Source organism: Rhodococcus ruitaii (assembly GCF_055230935.1).
Genome location: NZ_JBUYWC010000011.1, coordinates 193580 through 213205, shown reverse-complemented (window position 1 = coordinate 213205; position 19626 = coordinate 193580). Strand labels below are relative to the sequence as shown.

The window sequence follows — 19626 nt, the reverse complement described above, 5'->3', positions numbered from 1 at the left end:
AGTGGCTAGTGCACTCCGTGCATGAGCTTGCGGATCCGAGGAGTGAAGGCGATCAGTATCAGGCCGACGGCGATCGAGGCACCGCCGATCCACAGGTAGTAGGGCACCTCGTTGTCCTCGTCGTAGGATCCGGCCAGGGTGCCGGCCATGGCGCTGCCCAGCGCGACCGAAAGATAGAACAGGGCAACCATCTGCGTGTGGAAGTTCTTCGGGGCAAGTTTCGTCGTCAGCGACAACCCGACCGGTGACAGGAACAGTTCGGCCAGAGTGAACAGCAGCAGGATTCCGACGAGTCCGAGGAGAGGCGCGCTGCCCGCGCCGCCTCCCGCCATCGGAATGAAGCACAGGAACGCGATGCCCATGATGATGGTGCCGCATGCGAATTTGATGGGCGACGACGGTTGCCGCGGGCCGAGCTTGGTCCACGCTGCGGCGAACACACCGGCGAAGATGATGATGAAGACCGGATTGATGGACTGGACCCACGACGGCGGGAATTCCCAGCCGAACAGCTCGCGGTTCAGGCGTGTGTCGGAATACACAGCAACCATCGTGAACTGCTGCTGGAACAACGACCAGAAGACGGCGCTGGCGAGGAACATCGGGATGAACGACCAGACCCGGCTGCGTTCGACCGGCGTGATGTGCTTGCTGGTCAGAATGATGGCGAAGTAGAGGACTGCCGCAGCGATCGTGAGCGCAACCACGATGTCGGACATGTTGCCCGAGGTGATTACGCCCGTCGCCGCGAGCACGGCGACGACGGTGATGGCGGCCGCGGCTCCACCGGCGACGCGAAGTCGAAGGTCTGCGGGGAGCGGATGTGGCGGTGTGTTGCCGATTGTGCCGAACCGACTGCGGTAGATCGTGTACTGCGCGAGACCGAGCGCCATTCCGACCGCGGCCAGGCCGAACCCCCAGTGGAAGCCGTACCGGGTCTGCATGAATCCGGTGAGGAGCGGCCCGACAAGGGCGCCGAGATTGATGCCCATGTAGAAGATCGAGAATCCGGCGTCGCGTCGGTCGTCGTCTTTGTCGTAGAGGTCGCCGACCATCGAGGTTGCCGTGGCCTTGAGCCCGCCGCTACCGAACGCGACGCAGATCAGGCCTACCCCGACCCCGGCGAACCCGGGGAGTACCGCCAGAGCGATGTGCCCGCACATGATGAGCACCGCACTGTAGAACAGGGTGCGTTCGGCGCCGAGGAGGCGGTCGGCGATCCAGGCGCCGACGATCGTCGACAGGTAGACGGTGCCGCCGTACGCGCCGACGATCGAGGTGGCTGCTACGTGGCTCAGACCCAATCCACCGTCCGCGACCGAGTAGTACAGGTAGTAGATCAGGATGCCTTGCATGCCGTAGAACGAGAACCGCTCCCACATCTCGACACCGAAGAGGTTGGCGAGGGGGAGCGGTTGTCCGAAGAACCTGTGGTCGGACCGAATCTCGGCGATGTCGCTCATGAAGGTCACTGTGGCACCGCTGGGTGTATGGCGTCGCCGATTTCGACCCATCGATCACCCGGTCGTGATGATCCTCCGGTCGTGATGACTACCCTGTGTGTACCCGACGACGGATGATCACCTGAGCGACGAGTCGCCACCCGACGAGAACGACACCGAGGGACAGTGTCGCGACGATGATGAATGCCGCGGCAGTACCCTGGCCAGTCAGGGTCCGCAGAATCATTCCGCCGACGAGCGTACTCACCCACAGGGTCAGCCCGGTCGGGACGGCGGCGTAGGCGTCGAACTTCTCGCAGTAGAGCCACGCGGTGAGGAACCACCCGATGGTGAGTCCGCCGAGGAACGGCCATGCCGTCCCGGCCAGGCCCACGAGGTCGAGTGCTTCGTCATGGCTGGAGCGCCCCAGCGCAGCGAAGGCGACGACCAGGATGACGTCGATGACCAGCGCGGGTACGTACTTTCTCACACGTCCAGGGTATCCCCGGTGCTCGCGGGCCCGGCCGGTGGCGTCAGGCCTGCAGAATCGCCTCGATTTCGATGTTCAGCGTGATCTTGTCGCCGACGACTGCTCCGCCGCCTTCGAGGGGCATCTCGATGCTGATGCCGTAGTCCTTGCGGTTGATCACGGTGGTCGCCTCGAAGCCGGCGACGGCGCCGTGGCCCATGCCCGGGTTGACGCCGTTGAACTCGAGTTTCAGCTCGATCGGCTTGGTGATGCCGCGCAGTGTGAAATCGCCTGCGAGCACGTAGTCGCCGCTGTCGGCGCGTACACCCGTCGTGGCGAACGTTGCTACGGGGAACTGCTCGGCGTCGAAGAAGTCGGCGGACTTGATGTGTGCGTCGCGGTCGGCGTTCTTGGTGTTGATCGAGGCGACCTGGATTTCGGCGGTCGCGGTGGCGGCACCGTCCTCGGCGACGACGATGGTGCCCGAGAAGTTCTCGAAGGTGCCGCGGACCTTGCTGACCATCAGGTGACGGACGGAGAAACCGACGGAGGAGTGGACGGCGTCGATGGCCCAGGTGCCTGCGGTCAGGCCGGGGAGGAAGGTGGTGCTGGCGGTCATGGGGTGCTCCTTCGGATTGTTCCAGTCGTGATACGTCGGGCAGTTCATTGAACCTTCAACTTCTTACGAAAGAAGCATGCCATTTTCTAGTTGAATTCGCAACTACTTTCCGGCAGGGGATTCATTCGGGCTGCAGAACAGTGCGTTCTGCAGCGGAAGGCGCGCTTTCCACAGAAGGTCCTGCGCCGGGCGCGCTCCGTTCTGCGACCGGGTCGATCTCCGTACCGGCGCTCGCTCCCCGATACAGAACCGCAACGGTGATCCACCCGAGTACCGCAACGAACACGACACTCACAGCCCGGTAGACGAACACGGCAGCGAGAGCCTCCGATGCGCTCAGTCCTGCGGCGGTCAGTGTTGCAATCAGCGTGCCGTCGACGAATCCGAGCCCTGCCGGTGCCAGCGGGATGCTGCCGACCGCCTTCGCCGCGGTGAACGCGATGATCAGGCCGGCCAACGAGGGCGTGCCGCCGACTGCCCAGCACGCGAATCCGAGGCAGATCATGTCGAACACGCGATTCAGACCCGACCACGCGGCCGCGGCCAGCACATCCCGTCGACGGAGGTGCACCGCCTCGAGCTGGGACAGTACGCGTTCGAATGCGTCGACCCCGGCGTCGCCGGGCCTCTTGGCCAGCCGGTTGAACCGCTTCAGAATCCACGTGACGAAGGTCTTGACCGACAGGGGATCCCGGGTGACATGCCACAGGCCGAGGAGCAGCGCGCCGGCGGCCGCGATCGACAGCAGCAAGGTGCCGGGACTGCCGGACGAGCCGACGGCGAATGCTCCCACGACCCCCAGGCTGGCGAGTGCGGCGGTGGAGATGACTCCGGACACCGCGAGCTGCCATGACGCGACCACCGGTGTCGCGCCCCAACGGCGCGTCTGCCGGTAGGTGAACGCCGAGGAGAAAACGAGACCCGCGGGGAGTGTCACTGCCATCGCAGTACTCCCGTAGACCACCGAGGTCGACCGCGGTATGCTCACGTGGACCCCGCCCGCGCGCAGCACTTTGCGGAGGAGCCCCGCAAATGCGCTGAGCGACACGAGTTGCGCGACCACCGCCGCTGCGGCCCAGCCCCAGTGCATTTCCGTCAGCGCTCGCCAGGACTCGCTCATCGAGGGCCAGAGATAGATACCTTCGACGATGAGGAGCGCGATCAGCGCGACCGCGGACACCCACTTGATCCACCGAAAACGGCCCCGTCGCGGTGTAGCGTCGGGGCCAGATCGGTCTTCATGCGGCTGCGCCACACGGCCAGCGTATCGAACGCTGTCGGTGACGCCGTCTGGTTACCCGGTGGTGGAGGCCGCTTCGGGAGATCGAACAGGCCATGCCAGATGGGTCATGCGCCCCCGTCCGCGCAGCTGCACCTCGTCGCCCAACTCCCAGTGTCCGCGCTCCTCGTCGTCCGCGAAGTACAGAGCACTCGACGACGCGAGCACCCGGCTGGGTCGCAGTTTCGCGAGCTCGGTCAGCCGCGACGCCTCGTTGACCGGATCACCGATCACCGTGTACTCGAAGCGCTCCGCGGCACCGATGTTTCCGGCCACCGCCAGACCGGCAGAGACCCCGATGCCGATGTCGAGCCCGGTGATCTCGTTGAGCGCGAACCGCAGCTCGCGTGCCGCAGCCAGCGCGGCAGTAGGGGCATCGGGGCGGTCCAGTGGTGCACCGAAGATCACCAGGGCTGCGTCACCCATGAATTTGTTCACGAACCCGTGGTGCTTGTCGACGACGTCGACGACCACCCGGAAGAACTCATTGAGCAACTCCACGACCTCGTTCGGAGGTCGTTCGGCTGCGGTGGCCGTCGAGCCCACCATATCGACGAACAGCACGGCGACGTACCGCGTCTCGCCGCCGAGTTCGGTGCCGTACTGCAGAGCCCGGCGTGCGACGTCCTCGCCGACGTGCTGACCGAACAATTGCCGCAGCCGACGCCGCTCGTCCGACTCGGCCATCATCCGGTTGAAACCCACCTGAAGCCGACCGATCTCACTGCCGTCGAACACCTCGACCTGGACCCCGGACGCACCGCGCTGGACCCGCTCGATGGCCCAGCGCAACTGCTTGATGGGATCCGAGATCTGCGCCGATGTGAGCAGCGACAAGACGAGCGCAAGCCCGATCGACATCACGGCCAACGCGAGCACCGACCATGCGAGTGCGTCGGAACCGAATTCGTTGTCGGTCGTCAGCTGCGTGACGCACAGCAGCACGATCCCGGCAACCGGCATCAAGGTGCCCAGGCCCCACGTCATCGCAAGGCGAGTGCCGACACCGGGTGCCATGGTCCGATCGAAACGGCCCTCGCTCAGCGCGCGCGCGGCCACCGGGCGCAGGATGCGTTCGCCGAGCATGTAGGTGAAACCGAATGTGGTCGTCGCGGCCATCGCCACGGTGATCGCTACGGTGATCGCGAGCGACGGTAGTTCCTCCGCGGTGAGGAACACGAACAGCACCCCACCGAGCAACCACAGCGCGAGATGCACGATCGCCTGTCTCAGGGGTGCGTGCAGGGCAGCCATCTGCTCCGACCGCGTCGGCGGGCCGCCGCGCAGTTGCCACCGCACTACGGACCGGAGCATCAGGGCTGCTGCAGTCAGGCTCACCGCCCCCGCGAACGTCAGGTAGGCGGCGAAGACGGCGAAATTGCGGACCCTGTCCGCGATGATGTTCTCCGATTCCTCGATCGGCAGGCCATACCGGACGAAGGCGAACACCAGCATGGCACCGAACAGATTCGAGGCGCCCATCGAGACCATGTAGAGCGGCCAGCGGCTTCGCAAAGTCGCGGCGACTGCTCGATATGACCTCAACACGACTTCAAATCAAACCACTGTGCGGACGGTCACATGACCTTGTGGTCGCACTTTGGGGTCACCGAGTGGTTGGATTCACCCAAAAAGCGACGACGAAGGCGAGGAGCGCGGCGATGGGGGTGTCCATACCCGGGCTCTCGCAGACGGCAGATCCGGACGCGCCGCTGTGGCGGGCAGCGCAGGTCTTCCGCCTGGTCACCGTCGTATACGCGGTCAGCTCACACTTCTCGACCGTCCCCCACTACACCGACGAGACGTTGAGCTGGTTCCTCATCGGCGTCCTCGTGGCGTGGTCGCTGGCCTCGGCGCTGCTCCTCGCGCGCGGACCTCAGGGCCGCCCGGTGGTGGTGGCAGTCGACCAGATCACGGCGATCGGGCTCATGGCGTCGACACGGTTGATCTCCGATCACGACTGGTACAGCCACCATCAGACGATGCCGACCACACTGTGGGTCGCCAACGCCGTCATCTCGGCCGCGATCTTCGCCGGTCCGCTCGCCGGAATCGGCTCGGCGATCGTGATGGCCGCGGTCAGCGCGGTAGTGCGCGATCAGATCAACCTCGATCTGTGGTCTGATGCGACCGCGCCCGTTCTCGTCGCGTGCGGCGTCGCGATGGGATTTGCAATGAGGACGGCCCGGACGGCCCACCGTCAGCTCGAGGACGCGATGCGGATCGCGGCGGCCACGGAGGAACGAGACAGGCTTGCAAGGCAGGTTCACGACGGTGTCCTGCAGGTGCTCGCGCTCGTGCAGCGTCGTGCCGACGAGGATTCAGGACTCGGTGTCGACCGAGCCGAACTCGCACAGCTGGCCGGTGAACAGGAAGAGGCACTGCGTCGGCTGATCTCCGAGCAGGACACCGAGGTCGATCGAGGCGGACAGCACGTCGACCTGACCGCGATGCTGCGCATGCGGGTCGACGGCGATGTCACCGTCGCGGCGCCCGCGGATCCCATCGTGATGGACCGGCCACGCGCGGGTGAACTCGTGGCGCTCGCCGCCACCGCGCTCGACAACGTCGAGCATCATGCAGGGCCGGGTGCCAGGGCGTTCGTTCTGCTCGAAGATCTCGGCGACGAGATAGTTCTCTCGATCCGAGACGACGGCGTCGGTATCGCATCGGGACGGCTGGTCGAAGCATCTGCGCAGGGTCGCCTCGGCGTGTCGAAATCGATCGTCGGCCGGGCACGGTGGCTCGGCGGTACAGCGGAACTCGAGACTGCGCCCGGTGAAGGCACCGAGTGGGAGATACGCGTCCCGAAGGAGGAACCGCATGGCTGAGATCACCCTGATGGTGGTCGACGACCATCCCATCTGGCGCACCGCCGTGTCCCGAGATCTCGAGGACGCCGGCTTCCGCGTGGTGGCGGAGGCCGACAGTGTGCGGACGGCGCGTGTACGTGCCATGGTCGAACCCACCGTGGTGCTCATGGACATGTCCTTGACCGACGGCAGCGGAACGGACGCGACCCGCGCGGTGCTCGAGGTGTCGCCGCGGTCGCGGGTGCTCGTGCTGTCGGCGTCGTCCGAACGTGCCGATGTGCTCGGCGCGGTGAAGGCGGGGGCGTCCGGGTATCTGGTGAAGAGTGCTTCGGCCACCGAACTCGTCGAAGCCGTCGTCAAGACCGCAGCGGGGCAGGCCGTATTCACGCCCGGTCTGGCGGGCCTCGTGCTCGGCGAGTATCGGAGGTTGTCGGTGTCGAAGCTGCGGGAATCGTCGACGCCGACCCTCACCGACCGTGAAACCGAGGTTCTGCGGTTCGTCGCGAAGGGGATGTCTGCGAAGCAGATCGCGTCGCGCCTGGTGCTGAGTCACCGCACCGTCGAGAACCATGTGCAGGCCACGCTTCGTAAACTTCAGCTGGCGAATCGGGTGGAACTGACCCGGTATGCGATCGAGCGGGGCCTGGACTGACGACTCTGGAATGGACTGACGACTCTAGAGTGGTCGGCATGGACCCGAAGGATCTGAGAGTCTCGGACGCAGAACGTGAACACGTGGGTGAACTGCTGCAGCGCGCAGTCGGCCAGGGGATGTTGTCGCTCGGTGAATTCACCGAACGGATGGACACTGTGCTCGCCGCGAAGACCCGTGAAGACCTGAACCGGGTGCTCGTCGACCTGCCAGGTATCCAGATGCGCCCGGAGTTCCAGCAACAGCCGACGCAGTTTCCGCCCGCGCGAGCTCATGAGCCGCACGTTGCCACGACCAGTTCGCCGATGTACCCGGCCGGTACCGGGTCCGTTCTCAAAGGCCGGATGTCGACGATTTCACGCAAGGGCCGCTGGGAAGTGCCGCCGGTGCTGCAGCTCGACACGGTGGCGTCGTCGGTGTCGCTGGACTTCACCGAGGCCGTCATGCAGACGCAGGTGGTGAGGATCGAGATCAGTGACTACCTCAGCTCGATCAGCATCGTGGTGCCGATGGAGGCGACAGCCGACATCAACGGCCTCGAGTCCATCGCGTCGTCGGCGGATTCGAAGGTGGGCGCAGGTGCCCCGTACGGCCCGCTGCACCTGGTGGTGACGGGCAAGATGCGCGCCGGGAGCCTTACAGTCGCGCACCCGATGGGTGCACGACTGCGCAAGTTCCTCCGGGGAACCTGATTCCTACGGCCGCTTGCTCTACTGCCGGCGCTGCCGTGCGATCAGTTCGCTGACGCTGATCGTCTCGGCGTCGGCGTCTTCGCCACCGTGTCGCCGGCTCTGTGTGTCGGGCCCGCGTGAATCCCGGCTCGGAGGCGGGCGGCGGTGGTCGTCGCGCTGGGGCACCTCCGGCATGTCCTCAGGGTTGCGTGCAACGGAGTTGTTCGGATCCCCCGCCTCGGGTGCCTGCGATGCCCCGGGACTGTGGCCGGAGGCCGACGGTGCCCGCCGCATCTGCGAAAGCCAGTTCTCGATGGCCTGCGGGTCTCGACCCTCCGGACGAGGGACCTGCCCCTGCGCGGGGCCCGGACGTCCTGCACCTGCTTGTACGTCCTCCCCGGTGCTGCTCGCCTGCGCCTGAGGACGTACGTCCGTGCGAGGCAGTGGCGGGGGGACCGAGCCACGCTGTCGGCGCGGCAACGGCGGCATCGCCGTGGTCGACGGTTGTTCGCGAGAGGTCTGGGCCTGTTGTGCTTGACCCTGCTGTCGCGGTGCGCCTTGCTGCGGACCTGGTGCAGCCGGTTGTTGTGGACCTGAAGCCCCACGTCGGGGGAGCGGACCGCTCGCGTTGCCGGGCGCCGGCATCCCCTGGGTGGGAAGCGGAGGCTGTCCCGCACCCTGCTGCGGGGGGAGGCCCTGCTGAGGGGGAACGGGTGGTTGGCCCGGACGTCCACGACGCATCGGTGCCGAAGTCTGGTCGCCGCGGCGAGGCGGAAGCCCCGCGCCGCTACGGGGGCCGGGCCCGCCCGGCTGGCCGGGCCCGCCCGGCTGGCCGGGCTGAGCCGGCTGACGGGCCGCGGGCGGACGTCCCTGCGACCGCCGCGGAGGTGGTAGATCGCGTGTCCGTCGCTGCTCGGAGGCCGGGCGTGGTGCAGCGATCGTGGGCATCGGCTGTGTCAGGTCGCTTGCGCCCTCGGCATCGCCGAACGCCCCCTTCGGGAATCGGTGCGACCCCGTCGCCGTGATCGTCGAGGGGCCGAACATGCCGACGGTGATCAGTTCAGGGACGTCCTCGGGCATCAGTTCGTCGGCGAGGATGGGCTCGGCGAGACCCACCTTCTCCTGAACCCGTTTCATCCACTTGGGTGCCCACCAGCAGTCGTCGCCGAGCAGTTTCATCACGGCGGGGACGAGGAACATGCGGATCACCGTTGCGTCGATGATGAGAGCGGCAATCATGCCGTAGGAGATGTATTTCATCATCACGAGTTCGGAGAAGGCGAACGCGCCGGTGACGACGATGAGAATCAGCGCTGCGGCGGTGATGATGCGACCGGTGTGCGCGGTGCCGATGCGGATCGATTCAGTGGTACTGGCACCTTGCGATCTGGCCTCGACCATGCGCGAGAGCAGGAACACCTCGTAGTCGGTCGACAGACCGTAGATGATCGCGATGATGAGCACGAGCACCGGCGACATGATGGGGCCGGGGGTGAAGTTCAGCAGGCTCGCGCCGTGCCCGTCGATGAAGATCCACGTGAGGATACCGAGGGTCGAACCGAGCCCGAGCGCACTCATCAAGGCGGCTTTGATGGGCAGCACCAGCGAGCCGAACGCCAGGAACATCAGGATGGTCGTGAGCACCACAACGAAGATGATCATCAAGGGCAGCGTGTCGAGCAGTGCCTTGATCGAGTCCTGCTCGATGGCCGGGGTGCCGCCGACGTACACCTCGACACCGTCGGGCCACGACGCCGAATGCAGGTAGTCGATGGTCTCGGCGGTGGTGTTGCGCTCGGCGAGACCGGCCTTCAGGACGCGGACGCCGTCCTTCGCGGGGCCCTCGATACTGAACCTCTCGACCAGGCCGGGCGCGGCGCTGCCGGTCTCGATGATCTGGTTGAGGTCGCCGCCCTCGGCGCCTCGGACGACGAGTTTGACCGGCTCGGTGCGCTGGCCGGGAAACAGTTCGTCGAACTGTGCTTGCGCGACGCGGGTCGGATGGTCGGGCGGCAGGTACGTCTCGTTGATGCCGCCGAACTTGATGCCGGTCAGCGGCATGATGAGCAGGAGCAGACCGATGACAGTGGGGATGGTCACCTTCATCGGGTTGAGCATCACCCAGCGTGTCAGGCGACCGATGAAGCTGTTCTCGACCTGCTCGTTGGACTGGATCTGGCCGAACTTCTTCATGCCGAACTTGTCGATGCGCCGACCGAGGATGGCGAGGATCGCGGGAAGCACCGTCACCGACGTCAGTGCGGCCAGCGACACCGTTGCGATCGCACCGTAGGCAACGGACTTGAGAAATCCTTGCGGGAACAACAGCAGACCGCCGAGGCTGGTGATCACCATCGTCGCCGAGAACACGACGGTGCGTCCCGAGGTGACCACGGTGCGACGCACCGCTGCCCCGGTCTCGTACCCCTCCGCGAGTTCCTCCCGGAACCGCGACACTATGAACAGTCCGTAGTCGATCGCCAGGCCCAGCCCGATCAGCGACACCACCGGCTCGACGAAGGAGTTGACCTCGGTGAAGTTGGTGATCAGGCGCACGATTCCGCTCGCAGCGACGACCGTCAGCCCGCCGGTGATGAGGGGAAGCGCCGCGGCGATGACCCCGCCGAACACGAAGAACAGGAGGATCCCTACCGCGGGGATAGCGAGGATCTCCATGCGTTTGATGTCGTTCGCCATCGTGTCGTTGAGCGAGCCGGTGACCGGCTGCAACCCGGCGAGTTGTACGTCGACACCGTCGATTCGAAGTGCGTCCTTGACGTCGCGGAAGTTTCCTGCGATCTCGGTGTCGTTGTCACCGACGATCGCGATCGACGCCACACCATGCTGCTTGGACGCGTCGCCGAGTGCCGGCAATGCCGGGGCTGCGTCCGTGGACCAGTACGCCGCATTGATCATGAGGATCTGGTCCGGGTTGTCGGCGACCCACGAGTTCAGGCCGTCGGCGACGGTTGCTGTGAACGCTGGGTCGTCGATGGTCATGCCGTCGGGCGCGGTGATGAGTGCCAGGACATCACCGCTGGTGTCTCGACCGAATGTGCCGTCCGCCAGCTTCGCGGCGGTGACGGATTCCGAGCCGGGGTCGTCCCAGCCGCTCTGACTGAGATGGTCGTTCAGGCTCAGTCCGTACCCGGCGAGCCCGAGCAACGCCGCGACCATCACCGCAATGACAGTGAAGCGCGCGCGGACGACGAGCTCTCCCCAACGGTCGAACACGTAAATCTCCTATTCGGCGACGCTCTTGCGCCCCGCAAGAAGGGCAGAAAGCGGTCGGAACGGCTGCAGCCACGCACCCTCGTCCGGCAGTGTTTCGAGGCTGACCCGAGGTAGTGGTTCACGGAATACTCCGGGGATGTCCTCGAGATCGACGAAGTCGAGGATCTCCGAGGTCACCGCCCAGCTGGCATGCTCGCGGAATCCGAGCACCTGCACCGCGATGCCGGCTGCGGCGAGTTCCTCGAGAGGTTCCCGGAACGCCTGCCCGTCGGCGGATGCCACCATCACACCGGCGAGGCCTTCGCTGCGCCGCAACTCGATGTGCTCGAGCATATCGGAGTCGACGTCGCTGTCCTCGTCGATCTTGGGCTTGGCGAACACCGCGAAGCCCACATTACGCAGAGCCTCCACCCAGGGGCGCACGACGTCGGCGCTGCCCGGTGCGATGTTCGTGAAGACGGTCGCCTCGGCTTCGAGAGGTGAGCTGCGGTGACGCGACAGGTCGGCCGTGCGGCCGAGGAGCCAACGGCCCAGCGCATCGAACCGTGGCCGGTATGCCGCAGTCGGGCGGCCACCGAGGATCGCGCCGAGGCCCATGTCGAGGTTCGGTGCGTCCCACACGAGCAGTACGCGCCCGGGTCGTTCGGTGTTGTCGATCACGGCGGTGCCGGGCGCACCGGGCACATCTTCGTGGACGCTCATGCTCCGATCTTCCCCCAGATCATCTCCGCGATGCGGCTACCCACTTGGTGAGCCTTGTCTTCGAACTTCGTGACAGGACGTTCGCAGCTGATGGGAGACTCCCACGTCACATCTGTGAGCAGCGGCTCGGCGTTACCGGCTTCCAGGATCCACTCCGCATACTCGGCGTGGTCGGTCGCGACGTGTAGCACGCCGCCCGGCTTCAGTCGGCTCGCGATGAGCGCGAACGTCTCGGGTTGCAACAACCGGCGCTTGTGGTGTCGCGCCTTCGGCCACGGGTCGGGGAAGAAGACCCGGACGCCGGTCAGCGATTCGGGCGCGACCATGCGCTCGAGGACCTCGACTGCGTCGCCGCGCAGAATCCGCAGATTGGACACGGGTGCGTCGGTGCCTGCGGTGCGCTCGATCCGCTGTAGCGTCTGCGCGATGCCCGGGCGGTAGACCTCGATGGCGATCAGGTTGAGGTGCGGCTCGGCCTGTGCCATCGCGACGGCAGCGGTGCCGGTGCCGGAACCGATCTCGAGCACGAGGGGGGCCGGGCGGCCGAACCATGCGTGCGTGTCGAGCAGATCATCGCCGACATCGCGACCGAGTTCGGGCCAGCGACGGTCCCATGTGCCCTGCTGTGGATCGGTGAGAGATCCGCGGCGAGAGCGGAAGCTGGTCACCCGCGGGTACAGACGATTCCCCCTGGCCGGTTGCTCGTCGAGCGTGTCGGTCGTGTCCTGATCGGAGTGGTTCACCCGACCATTGTCACGTATGGCCGGAGTGCGTGGCAGGAGTGACTGGTGTGGCCACAGGGTTTTCTCAGGATGGCTGCATCGAATGTCGCGTTCAGTCGTGCTCAGCGAGGTGCCGGGACGTGTTCTCTGACACAATCCGTCGCAACGAAGGGGGGAGCATGACCGGGGAATCGAGCGTGCAGTGTCCGGGGGACGTGCAGTGTCCGGGGGAACAGCGTGCGGAAGCAGGCCCGTGTGCGGACGCAGGTGCCTGGCGTCGGATCGCGGACGAGGTGGATCGGCTGGATCCGGAGGCCGGACGTATGCTGCATTCTGCGCTCGCCCGGTCCACCGCGCGGTTGCGGATCCAGGTGGCGGGGCGTACAGGCGTCGGACGCGGAGAGATGCAGCGTGCGCTGTCGACCGCCCCCGCCTTGTCTGTGCTGTCCGGTGCTCTGGAGGCGGCTGTCGTCGATGCCCCAGGGGTTCCCGATCCCGTTCTCGACGCCGATGTAGTGGTCTACGTCCTGCCTGCCCGGCTCGATCCGACCTCGGTGCATCCCGCCGACCACCGGTTCCTCGACGCACTCGATTCCCGTCGCGTCGTCGCAGTGGTTACCGGTGATGCAGTAGTCACCGGTTATACAGTAGTCACCGGTCTGGAAGTGCCGGTGTTCGCGCAGGACGACCCGAACCTGCACCCGACGATCACCGACCGTATCGACGGTGCCCACACCAGGCGGTTCGAGGATTTCGTGCGCGCGGTCGCGGGGATCGGGGCGTCCCCGCTGGCTCGGGATGTGATCGAGGCGGCTCTCGAGGGTCCTGCAGTCCGTGGGCTTGCGGTTCCGTGAGTGCCGCCGACGATGTCCTGCGGCGCTGGAACCCACGCGGTTGGGCACGGCTGCACCGATCGCCGGTTCCGGAACCCGGTGCGCCAGTGGTGCGGGTCGCGGGGGTGACGGGAACTGGCCGCACCACACTCACGGCGGAACTCGCAGCCCTCGGCGGTGTCGAATATCTCGAGAACGGTGACGCACCGGTGGTGCTCATGGTGCTCGACGCATCCTCAGTTCTCGGCCGCACCGAGCTGGCCGCACTCGACGCGGCGACGCGCGACGCGGCCGACGTGGTGTTCGTGATCACCGGCATCGATCGGTATCCGGGATGGCGATCGGTCCGCGACCGCGACATCGAACTGCTGCATCGGCACGCGCCGTGGCTCGCGCGCGTCGTGGTGATTCCGGTGTCGGCTGTCGCCGCAGCCTGGGCACGTGAGCTCGGTGGTGACGCAGGCCGGGTGCTCGGACTCGAGTCGGGGATCGTCGGTGTGCACGAGGCGCTCCTTGCGGCGGCCGCTTCGTCGCCGCAAGGCCAGGCGACGCGCACAGCGGTGATCGCGCGGACCCGCAGCATGATCGCAGAAGAGATCGCTGCGCTCTCGGCTGCCGACGGCACTTCGGACCTGCGTGCCGAGCGTGAACGACTTGTCACGCGTCCGGTCGGCTCCGAGCCTCGCCCGGACGTGCATCGAGCCCGGGTGGAACTGATGCAGGAGCTCACTGTGCGAGTGCGAGAGGTGTCGGCGGAGTTGCGCGCCGCACTCGACGAGGGCTCCACCGATCCGCATGACGTGGAGGCTCTGCTGACCGCGCACTGGCAGCGCCTCCGCGACGAGGTCGCTGCAGCGGCCGAGCGCAGGCTCGGAATCGCGGCGCAGCCGACGACGACAGGACCGGATCCCGCACCGCAGGTGCCCGGCCGCCGCCTCGATGATCGCCTCGCGCTCGTGGTGGGAGGATCTGCCGGTGCGGGCCTCGGCCGCATCGCGGCCACCATGCTCGGAGCGGTTCCGGTTGCAGTGTCGGTGCTGGTGACGGTCGTGTGTGGCGCTGTGGCCGCCTGGTGGCTCGTCCGTCTGCGCAGGCAGCTGGCGCACCGCGAGTTGATGCGACGGTGGGTTCTCGACGAGCTGACCTCGCTTCGTGCGGACCTCGAGGCGTGGATCCGCACAATCGCATTCGACGCCGAATCGAAGCTCGATCATGATGCAGCAGCGCGGGAGCGCGCACGGACAACCGAACTCCACGAGCGGGTGGCAGCGATCGACGAACGGATCCGTCGATACACCGGGGAGCAACGTGCCCGCATCGCGGCGTGTGAACGGGACCTGGCGGTGTTGCGACAGGTGGAACCGGTCGGCGATCCGGCGCGTCCAATCGGGTGAGGGATCCAATTGGGTGAGGGATTGGGTGAGGGAACGGTATAGGGCAACGAGCAACGCAGGACCGGAACTCAGGAGCAGGCATGGCAGACACATTCCTCGGAGCAGACGGGCTCGATGACGAGCATCACGCCGGCTTCGGCGTGTTCGACCCCGCGAGCACCGCTGCGTGGGCGGACTCGGTCGAGGCGACGACCGATCTCGACGGGGACGGGATCCGCGACACTGTCGCTTTCGACAACGGGCTCGGTGCGCTCGTCGTAGCAACCGACACCGACCTCGATGGTCTCACCGACCGGATCACCGCTGTTGCCGACGACGGCGAATTCGGTGTCTGGGAGTTCCACCGCGAGCTCGACGGAACATCCAGATGGAGCAGGGTCGACGAAGGTACGATCGGAATAGACGAAAGTCATACAACCGAGCACAAGTGAGGCGTATCGCCTGTACGGACGCGGAAGGGGGCTGTATTCTGCGTGGCTCTGAATCGTTTCTGTGATATTTCCGACCGGCCCCGAGTGTTCCCGGCCGGACGTCCAGCGTTAACCTCTATGAATAGGACATCCGGCGCCCGCGTCCTCCGTTCGGCCACGGACGAAGCGGGTGGTACCCCTGCCGAGAGGGGAAAGCCCGGGTTCGCCGCTGTCACTGCACTACAGATGCAGGTCGGGGGAGGGATCCGGTTCCGGGCACACCCCAGGAGAGTTTGATGACCTCAGCGACCATTCCCGGTTTGAACGGTACCGACGACAAGCTCCCGACCCAGCATGCCGAGCTGCTTGCGTGGGTTCAGGAGGTTGCCGAGCTCACCCAGCCCGATCGCGTCGTGTGGGCCGACGGATCCGACGAGGAATGGGATCGGCTGACTGCTCAGCTCGTGGAGTCCGGCACATTCACCCGTCTCGACGACGAGAAGAAGCCGAATTCGTTCCTCGCGAACTCCGATCCGTCGGATGTCGCACGCGTCGAGTCGCGCACATACATCTGCAGCGAGAACGAGATCGACGCGGGCCCCACCAACAACTGGATGGCGCCCGACGAGATGCGTGCCACGATGACCGAGCTGTACCGGGGCAGCATGCGTGGCCGAACCCTCTTCGTGGTGCCGTTCTGCATGGGCCCGCTGGGTGCCGACGATCCGAAGCTGGGTGTCGAGCTCACCGACTCGGAGTACGTGGTCGTCTCCATGCGCATCATGACCCGCATGGGTGCCGCTGCCCTCGAGAAGATGGGCGTCGATCGACCGTTCGTCAAGGCGCTGCACTCGGTGGGTGCGCCTCTCGAAGCGGGCGAGCAGGACGTGGCGTGGCCGTGCAACGACACGAAGTACATCACCCACTTCCCCGAATCCCGTGAGATCTGGAGCTACGGCTCGGGTTACGGCGGCAACGCACTGCTCGGCAAGAAGTGCTACTCGCTGCGCATCGCGTCGGCGATGGCCCACGACGAGGGCTGGCTCGCCGAGCACATGCTGATCCTCAAGCTGATCTCGCCCGAGAACAAGCCCTACTACATCGCTGCGGCCTTCCCGTCGGCGTGCGGCAAGACCAACCTCGCGATGATCCAGCCGACCATCCCGGGCTGGCGCGCCGAAACCCTCGGCGACGACATCGCATGGATGCGTTTCGGTGCCGACGGACGTCTCTACGCCGTCAACCCCGAGTTCGGCTTCTTCGGTGTCGCACCCGGCACCAGTACAGATTCCAACCCGAACGCCATGGCGACGATCGAGGCCGGCAACACGATCTACACCAACGTCGCGAAGACCGACGACGGCGACGTCTGGTGGGAGGGTATCGGAGGCGACACCCCGGCACACCTGACCGACTGGCTCGGTAACGACTGGACCGCCGAGTCCGACACGAAGGCAGCCCACCCGAACTCGCGCTACTGCACCCCGATGTCGCAGTGCCCGATCCTCGCTCCGGAATGGGATGACCCGCAGGGAGTGCCGATCTCGGCGATCCTGTTCGGTGGCCGCCGCAAGACGACAGTTCCTCTTGTCAGCGAATCCTTCGACTGGCAGCACGGCACTTTCCTCGGCGCGACCCTGTCGTCCGAGCAGACCGCCGCTGCCGAGGGCAAGGTCGGCAACGTGCGGCGCGATCCGATGGCGATGCTGCCGTTCCTCGGTTACAACGCCGGCGACTACCTGAACCACTGGATCACCCTCGGTAAGAACGCCGACGAGTCCAAGCTGCCGAAGATCTTCTACGTCAACTGGTTCCGTCGCGGCGAAGACGGCCGGTTTCTGTGGCCCGGTTTCGGCGAGAACTCTCGCGTGCTGAAGTGGATCGTCGATCGCATCGAGCACAAGGTCGACGCACAGTCCACCGCCATCGGGTACGTGCCCACCGCAGCCGATCTGAACCTCGACGGTCTCGATGTCGATCCTTCCGATGTCGACGAGGCTCTCGCGGTCGACGTCGACGAGTGGAAGACCGAGATCGACGGCATCACCGAGTGGTTCGAGTTCCTCGGCGAGAAGGTGCCCTCGGGTATCCGCGACGAATTCGAGGCTCTGAAGCAGCGCCTCGGCTGATCGACCGAACGACACCACGAATGCCCCGCCCAGTGGCGGGGCATTCGGCGTCTCGGTTGCTGCGTCTCGGTTGCGGTGCGTTGCGGGTGCGGTGTGCAGCTCAGCTGCTCTGCGAGGCCAGCCATTCGTCGATGCGCCGCTTCGCTTCGTCGGGCAAGACGTCCTCGACTCGGGTCATGATCGCCCACCGGTGTCCGAACGGGTCGAGGATCGTCGCGAATCGGTCGCCGGTGACGAACGTCGACGGCTCTTCGAAGACGTGCGCACCGAGTTCTACGGCCCGCGCGAACACCGCGTCGGAGTCGGCGCAGTACAGCACGTAGGAGTGGTTCACGTCGTTCGTTCCGTCCGGGGCGCGCAGGCCCATCGTCGGGATGGGGTCGCTCAACTGCATGCGACCGTGGCCCAGATCGAGTTCCGCGTGCGCCACGGAGCCGTCGGGAGCGTCGGTGCGGTCGACGAGTGCAGCCCCGAACGCATCGCAGTAGAAGTCGATGGCCTTTGCAGCCCCGTCGACGACGAGAAACGGAGTGAGGGCGGTGTAACCCTCGGGAATGGGATTCACGGAATTCGTCATGTTCCCCAGTGTTGGACTCGAGAGTCGCGCCTGTCTTGAAGGAACCCGACATGGTGCGTCGTCTGCAACATGATGCAATAGGTATATCGCACACCACAGCCGGTCCCTGGTGACCGGGAGAGGATCAGCTATGAGCGGGATCTACAACAATGTCACCGAGCTCGTCGGTCGTACCCCGATCGTCAAGCTCAACCGGCTGACCGAGGGCCTCGGCGCAACCGTCGCGGCGAAGCTCGAGTTCTACAACCCGGCCAACAGCGTCAAGGACCGTATCGGCGTGGCGATCATCGACGCGGCGGAGAAGTCGGGCGAGTTGAAGCCCGGGGGCACGATCGTCGAGGGCACGTCGGGCAATACCGGTATCGCACTCGCCATGGTCGGCGCGGCCCGCGGCTACAAGGTGATCCTCACGATGCCGGAGACGATGTCCACCGAGCGTCGCGTCATGCTCCGCGCCTACGGTGCGGAGATCGTCCTCACCCCGGGTTCCGAGGGCATGGCCGGCGCGGTTGCGAAGGCCAAGGAAATCGTCGAGTCGACCGAGAACGCGGTGTCGGCGAGTCAGTTCGCGAACCCCGCCAACCCGCAGATCCACCACGACGCCACGGGTGAAGAGGTCTGGAACGACACCGCAGGCGAGATCGACATCTTCGTCGCAGGTATCGGCACCGGTGGCACGCTCACCGGTGTGGGCCGTAACCTCAAGGCCCGCAAGCCCGGCGTCCAGATCATCGGTGTCGAGCCTGCTGATTCGCCGATCCTCACGGGCGGCAACCCCGGCCCACACAAGATTCAGGGTCTCGGTGCCAACTTCGTGCCCGAGGTTCTCGATCGGGAGATCTACGACGAGATCATCGATGTCCAGTTCGACGACGCAGTGAAGATCGGTCGCGCGCTCGGCACCGACGAGGGCATCCTCGGCGGCGTGTCGGCCGGTGCGAACGTGTGGGCTGCCCTCGAGGTCGCCAAACGCCCGGAGAACGCAGGCAAGCTGATCGTCGTGGTCGTGCCCGATTTCGGTGAGCGCTACATCTCCACTCCGCTGTTCGAGCACATCCGGGACTGATCGTCGTCGTGAGTATTCTTCGTACTCTCCACGAAGATCTGCAGGCTGCGCGCGGCAACGATCCTGCCGCGCGCAGCAATGTGGAGAACGCGGTCGTGTACTCCGGTCTGCACGCGATCTGGTCGCACCGCATCGCGCACCGCATGTGGGCGGTGCCCGTATTGAAGGGGCCGGCGCGGATCCTCTCGCAGTTCACCCGATTCCTCACCGGAATCGAGATCCATCCCGGTGCGACGATCGGTCGACGCTTCTTCATCGACCACGGCATGGGCGTGGTCATCGGTGAAACAGCCGAGATCGGAAACGATGTCATGCTCTATCACGGTGTGACGCTGGGCGGCCGGTCGCTTGCGAAGGAGAAGCGGCATCCGACGCTCGGTGATCGCGTCACGGTCGGTGCGGGAGCGAAGATTCTGGGGCCGGTGGTGATCGGCGCCGACAGCGCGATCGGCGCCAATGCGGTCGTCACACACGACGTGCCCGTGGATTCGATCGCCACCGGTATCCCCGCGACGGTTCGGTCGCGGAAGAAGCATGAGCCGCTGGTGGATCCGACCAGCTACATCGATCCGGCAATGTACATCTGATCACCGTCCGTGAATGCCGCAAACGTG

At 65.9% G+C, this 19626-nt stretch carries 18 protein-coding genes; 9 read left to right on the top strand and 9 right to left on the bottom strand.

Annotation, left to right across the window (positions count from 1 at the left end):
* Nucleotides 1-5 precede the first annotated feature (5 nt).
* From ACZI8W_RS16400 to ACZI8W_RS16380, 5 genes are all read right to left on the bottom strand, one after another.
* Nucleotides 6-1463 carry a peptide MFS transporter gene (locus ACZI8W_RS16400; RefSeq protein ID WP_463369553.1) on the bottom strand — a complete coding sequence of 486 codons (1458 nt, stop codon included), beginning with the start codon at nt 1461-1463 and terminating at the stop codon, nt 6-8.
* An 88-nt stretch (nt 1464-1551) separates the two neighbouring features.
* Entirely contained in the window at nt 1552-1932 is a 381-nt protein-coding gene (locus ACZI8W_RS16395; RefSeq protein ID WP_463369552.1) for a DUF3054 domain-containing protein, read from the bottom strand.
* Nucleotides 1933-1975: 43 nt separating this feature from the next.
* Entirely contained in the window at nt 1976-2530 is a 555-nt protein-coding gene (locus ACZI8W_RS16390) for a YceI family protein (protein ID WP_463369551.1), read from the bottom strand.
* Between the two features lie 121 nt (nt 2531-2651).
* On the bottom strand, nt 2652-3785 hold the full coding sequence (locus tag ACZI8W_RS16385) for a lysylphosphatidylglycerol synthase transmembrane domain-containing protein (RefSeq protein WP_463369550.1): 1134 nt from the start codon (nt 3783-3785) through the stop codon (nt 2652-2654).
* Nucleotides 3786-3824: 39 nt separating this feature from the next.
* The gene (locus tag ACZI8W_RS16380; RefSeq protein WP_463369581.1) at nt 3825-5300 is read right to left on the bottom strand and encodes an adenylate/guanylate cyclase domain-containing protein; all 1476 of its coding nucleotides are present in this window, start codon (nt 5298-5300) and stop codon (nt 3825-3827) included.
* A 170-nt stretch (nt 5301-5470) separates the two neighbouring features.
* Between ACZI8W_RS16380 and macS the strand changes: the two genes are divergently transcribed.
* From macS to ACZI8W_RS16365, 3 genes are read left to right on the top strand one after another with little or no spacing between them, the layout of a single operon-like run.
* Nucleotides 5471-6640: a MacS family sensor histidine kinase gene (gene macS, locus ACZI8W_RS16375; protein WP_463369549.1), complete on the top strand. Its 1170-nt coding sequence runs from the start codon at nt 5471-5473 to the stop codon at nt 6638-6640.
* The gene (locus ACZI8W_RS16370; RefSeq protein ID WP_463369548.1) at nt 6633-7274 is read left to right on the top strand and encodes a response regulator; all 642 of its coding nucleotides are present in this window, start codon (nt 6633-6635) and stop codon (nt 7272-7274) included. The genes macS and ACZI8W_RS16370 overlap by 8 nt, the downstream gene beginning before the upstream one ends.
* A 38-nt stretch (nt 7275-7312) precedes the next feature.
* On the top strand, nt 7313-7966 hold the full coding sequence (locus tag ACZI8W_RS16365) for a DUF1707 SHOCT-like domain-containing protein (protein ID WP_463369547.1): 654 nt from the start codon (nt 7313-7315) through the stop codon (nt 7964-7966).
* An 18-nt stretch (nt 7967-7984) separates the two neighbouring features.
* Here the strand turns inward: ACZI8W_RS16365 and ACZI8W_RS16360 are convergent, their stop codons facing one another.
* From ACZI8W_RS16360 to trmB, 3 genes are read right to left on the bottom strand one after another with little or no spacing between them, the layout of a single operon-like run.
* Nucleotides 7985-11179 carry an MMPL family transporter gene (locus ACZI8W_RS16360; RefSeq protein ID WP_463369546.1) on the bottom strand — a complete coding sequence of 1065 codons (3195 nt, stop codon included), beginning with the start codon at nt 11177-11179 and terminating at the stop codon, nt 7985-7987.
* 9 nt (nt 11180-11188) lie between these two features.
* Nucleotides 11189-11881, bottom strand: a complete 693-nt coding sequence (locus ACZI8W_RS16355; RefSeq protein WP_463369545.1) for an NYN domain-containing protein — start codon at nt 11879-11881, stop codon at nt 11189-11191.
* Nucleotides 11878-12660: a tRNA (guanosine(46)-N7)-methyltransferase TrmB gene (trmB, locus tag ACZI8W_RS16350; RefSeq protein ID WP_463369580.1), complete on the bottom strand. Its 783-nt coding sequence runs from the start codon at nt 12658-12660 to the stop codon at nt 11878-11880. Before trmB ends, ACZI8W_RS16355 begins: the two co-directional genes overlap by 4 nt.
* A gap of 122 nt (nt 12661-12782) precedes the next feature.
* Here trmB and ACZI8W_RS16345 point away from each other — a divergent pair, with 122 nt between their 5' ends.
* The 4 genes from ACZI8W_RS16345 (at nt 12783) to ACZI8W_RS16330 (ending at nt 17369) form a co-directional block, all read left to right on the top strand.
* Complete coding sequence (locus ACZI8W_RS16345; RefSeq protein WP_463369544.1) at nt 12783-13457, top strand: hypothetical protein; 675 nt, start codon at nt 12783-12785, stop codon at nt 13455-13457.
* Nucleotides 13454-14830: a hypothetical protein gene (locus ACZI8W_RS16340; protein ID WP_463369543.1), complete on the top strand. Its 1377-nt coding sequence runs from the start codon at nt 13454-13456 to the stop codon at nt 14828-14830. The genes ACZI8W_RS16345 and ACZI8W_RS16340 overlap by 4 nt, the downstream gene beginning before the upstream one ends.
* An 80-nt stretch (nt 14831-14910) precedes the next feature.
* Nucleotides 14911-15261, top strand: coding sequence for a DUF6802 family protein (locus tag ACZI8W_RS16335; RefSeq protein WP_463369542.1), 351 nt, complete (start codon nt 14911-14913; stop codon nt 15259-15261).
* Nucleotides 15262-15536: 275 nt separating this feature from the next.
* Nucleotides 15537-17369: a phosphoenolpyruvate carboxykinase (GTP) gene (locus ACZI8W_RS16330; protein ID WP_463369541.1), complete on the top strand. Its 1833-nt coding sequence runs from the start codon at nt 15537-15539 to the stop codon at nt 17367-17369.
* A 100-nt stretch (nt 17370-17469) separates the two neighbouring features.
* Here ACZI8W_RS16330 and ACZI8W_RS16325 read toward each other — a convergent pair whose 3' ends face one another.
* The gene (locus tag ACZI8W_RS16325) at nt 17470-17946 is read right to left on the bottom strand and encodes a VOC family protein (protein WP_463369540.1); all 477 of its coding nucleotides are present in this window, start codon (nt 17944-17946) and stop codon (nt 17470-17472) included.
* A 130-nt stretch (nt 17947-18076) separates the two neighbouring features.
* Between ACZI8W_RS16325 and cysK the strand changes: the two genes are divergently transcribed.
* A complete protein-coding gene (gene cysK, locus ACZI8W_RS16320; protein ID WP_463369539.1) occupies nt 18077-19012 on the top strand; it encodes a cysteine synthase A in 936 nt (311 codons plus the stop codon).
* 8 nt (nt 19013-19020) lie between these two features.
* Nucleotides 19021-19599: a serine O-acetyltransferase EpsC gene (gene epsC / locus ACZI8W_RS16315; RefSeq protein WP_463369538.1), complete on the top strand. Its 579-nt coding sequence runs from the start codon at nt 19021-19023 to the stop codon at nt 19597-19599.
* The last annotated feature ends 27 nt before the right edge of the window (nt 19600-19626 follow it).